This is a genomic window from Flavobacterium frigidum, from assembly GCF_048286795.2.
In genome coordinates, this window is the sequence record NZ_JBLVPT020000040.1 from 1 (window position 1) to 1,388 (window position 1,388).

General features: G+C 31.3%; 2 protein-coding genes. Both read right to left on the minus strand.

Annotated features, from left to right (window positions below; translation table 11 throughout):
* Positions 1–48: 48 nt before the first annotated feature.
* Positions 49–915, minus strand: a complete 867-nt coding sequence (locus ACNQGB_RS15965; protein WP_417948150.1) for an IS3 family transposase — start codon at positions 913–915, stop codon at positions 49–51.
* On the minus strand, positions 915–1,349 hold the full coding sequence (locus ACNQGB_RS15970; protein WP_472777150.1) for a transposase: 435 nt from the start codon (positions 1,347–1,349) through the stop codon (positions 915–917). The genes ACNQGB_RS15965 and ACNQGB_RS15970 overlap by 1 nt, the downstream gene beginning before the upstream one ends.
* Positions 1,350–1,388 lie beyond the last annotated feature (39 nt).

A 1,388-nucleotide genomic window follows, 5' to 3' on the forward strand; every position in this document is an offset into this window, starting at 1 on the left:
TGTCTTGTCCTGAATAACCGATACAGATTATTAGATAAAAATATTTAATTAAACACTTGCAAAAACGTTTTTGCAAGTGTTTTTTGTTTTATATGTCCTCATTTTAATTTGACTTTGTATATGCATTTTATTTGGAGTCAACATGAAATTAGAATAATGAGGTCTTAATTCATTGTATATACTGATTGATTCTTTTACAATTTGTTTCATGATTTTTAAATCTAGGTTGTATTTATCAATCATGAATTCCTGTTTTAATATTCCATTTATTCTTTCCGCTACTGCATTTTCATATGGGTCAGAGTTTTGTGTCATACTTGGTAGTATTCCGTTTTTATTTAGTGTGTTTTGGTAATCATTCGCACAATATTGTAGTCCTCTGTCTGAATGATGAATCAATGGTGTTTCTTTACCCTTTCTTTGTTTTATAGCCATATTGAGAGCCTTAACACTGCTCTCTGTATTCATGTTGTCAGCAACGTAATACCCCATAATTTTCTTAGAATATGCATCTGTAACAATGCTTAAATAACATGGTTTTTCTCGTTTTCCGATGTATGTTATGTCTGATACCCAAACTTGATTAGGCCTATTTATTTCTAAATCAAGAATTAGGTTTTTATGTTTTCTAAATCGATGATGAGAATTAGTGGTTACGTGATAACAACGCTTTGGCTGTATCAATAAATGATTAGCTCTGAGTATATCAAATAATTTATCTCTTCCAATTTTCATTGATTTAAGATCATCCATTAATATGTGATATGATTTCTTACCACCAAGTCTAGGCATTGATTGCCTAACTTGATGAATCATTGAAACTACTTCAATTGCTTTGGCTTCCTTATTTATTTTTCTTTTAGTCCTTCGATAATAAACCTGTCTGTCTATCCCGAACAAATTACAGGCGAACATTATTGTTTGTTGTTCTTCTTGTGTAAAATGGTCGATTGTTCGGGTGGAGAGTTTTTTCGTATGTCAATTTTATATTCTTCTTCAGCAATATCAATCATCATATCAAAAATGATTGCTTTTTTATCTGCAACAAAAGCCTGTCGTTCCAAAAAAGACTTCTGTTTCTCTAGAAGTTTTACTTTGGCTTCAAGTTCCATTATCTTTTGTTCTGGCGACTTTGACATAGTAAATGGTGTTTGGTTTTCCCAATCAAAGTTACCGAATTTTCTAAGCCATTTAACAACAGTTGATCTATTTTGAATGCCATAAGTCTTTGTGGATTCTGTAACTGTAAGTTGTCCTCGTTCAATTTCTTGAACAATTTGTAATTTAAAAGACATTGAATAATCTTTTTGAGTCCGCTTCACATAGTGTGTTTCTTTATGTTTTTCCATTAGGATACTTTTTGTGTATCGCTATTTCAGGACGGGACA

Excerpts from the sequence above, each read along its gene's own strand:
- ACNQGB_RS15970 (WP_472777150.1), bottom strand. The coding sequence starts at position 1,349 with ATGGAAAAACATAAAGAAACACACTATGTGAAGCGGACTCAAAAAGAT.
- ACNQGB_RS15965 (WP_417948150.1), bottom strand. The coding sequence starts at position 915 with ATGTTCGCCTGTAATTTGTTCGGGATAGACAGACAGGTTTATTATCGA.